Raw genomic sequence first — 1,785 nt, forward strand, 5'->3', positions numbered from 1 at the left:
GGCGTCGATGACTTCCTGCTTCCTCGGCCCCTCGTCGAGCGACTGCAGCTCGCGGTAGAGCTTGTCGTATTCCGGGTTCTCGTAGTTGGCGACGTTCTCGCCCTGCGACTTCGACTTGGCGTTCGGCCCGTAGAGGAGGAAGAGGAAGTTCTCCGCGTCGGGATAGTCGGCGAGCCAGCCGGCCCAGAAGATCTGGTGCTTGCCCTTCAGCGTCTTGTCCTGAAACTGATTGAAGTCGGTCGCCCGCACCTCGAGCTGGATGCCGAGCTTGGCGAACTGGCGGACCATCCAGTCGTTCTCGGTCTTGGCCTCGGGGGTGACGGCGCGCTGGAAGTCGTAGTTGAGGACCAGCGGGCGTCCGGTCGCGGCGTCGCGGCCTTCGGGATAGCCCGCCTCGGCGAGCAGCTTCTTCGCTTCGTCGATCGAGCGGCGCACGACCTTGCCGTCCTGCAGTTTGTGCGTGACGGGGTTGTGGAAGGTGCCCTGCCCTTCGCGCGAGCCGAACAGCCCGGGCGGCACCGGGCCGTGCGCGGTCACGCCGCCCTTGCTCAGGAAGATGCGGCCGTAGCCCTCCTCCCAGTCGATGGCGATCGAGAGCGCCTGGCGGAGCTTGCGGTTCTTCTCCTGCTGCGCCGGCGTGGCGCCCCGGCCGACGACCGGATCGAGCATGTTGAAGCCGAGGTACCACTCGGAGATGTCGGTCATCAGCGGGAACTTGTAGCCGCGCTCCTCGAAGCGGCGCCGGACGTCGTCGGAGTTGTTCGCGTCGTTGCGGAAGTCGACGCCCCACTCCGGTCGCTCGATCTCGGGGACGTCGAGGTAGCCCTGCTTGAACTTCTCCTTGCGCGGCACCTTCTCCTTCTCGATCGTCACGTAGAGGCGGTCGACGAAGGGCATGCGCTTGCCGCAGTCGGCGAGCAGCCCGTCCGGGCCGTCGCTCGCCTCGCCTTCGCATGGGTAGAACTCGCCGCGGAAGTTCGGGTTGCGCTCGAGGACGTGACGTCGGTCGCGGATGAACTCGGTCATCATGAAGGGGCCCGTGCCGACCGGCCACTGGTTCAGCGACATGCCGTTGTCGGCCATGCCGGCCTGGGCATAGAACGCGTCGGCTTCCCACGGTATCGGCGCCATGAAGGGCATCGCCATCCAGTAGTTCCACTGCGGGTACTTGCCCTTCAGGCGCAGGCGCAGCACGTGCGGATCGGGCGCCTCGGCGCCCTCCAGCGGCCACTTGCGGAAGTCGAGGAAGGGCTTGTCGCGCACGTCGGCAGGCAAGCCGGCGAGCAGCTTCTTGTCCTCGGCTTTGACCGTGTCGCCGTACGCCTTCAGGCCGAGCACGTACTCCGCGAAGATCGCGTACACGGGCGCCTCGATCCGCGTCGTCGCATGACGTTTCAGGGCGTAGACGAAGTCGTCGGCGACCAGCTCGCGCGTTCCCTGCTGCGCGAACTCCCAGGGCGAGCGCTTGTTGCCCAGCTCGCCCCGGCTCAGGCGGTGATAGAGGTAGTGGCCCTGCCCGTCCCGGGCGAACGCCGGGTGCGGTGCATACAGGATGCCGTGCCGGATCGGAATCTCGTAGACGCTCTGGGCGATCTGCTCGGCGGGGGCATCTTCACCGAGGCGCTGGCCGTTCCTGTCCAGGTAGTAGGGCTTGGTGACCGCGGCCGCTGCCTTCGGAACGAGCTCGTACGGCCGCTTCAGGTAGTGGTAGCCGTAGAGCGGCTCGTAGACCTGGAAGGTGTAGGCCGACTCGGGGTTCGAGTACGACGCGGTCGGGTCCAGGTA

The 1,785-nt window shown here is 66.7% G+C and carries 1 protein-coding gene; it reads right to left on the minus strand.

Features of this window, described 5'->3' with window-relative positions:
- Positions 1–1,785: ABC transporter substrate-binding protein (locus AC30N0_RS11890; protein ID WP_489518123.1), on the minus strand; the 1,785-nt coding region annotated here is incomplete at both ends.

This window comes from Rhizobacter sp. (genome assembly GCF_031412495.1).
GTDB lineage: Bacteria > Pseudomonadota > Gammaproteobacteria > Burkholderiales > Burkholderiaceae_C > Schlegelella_A.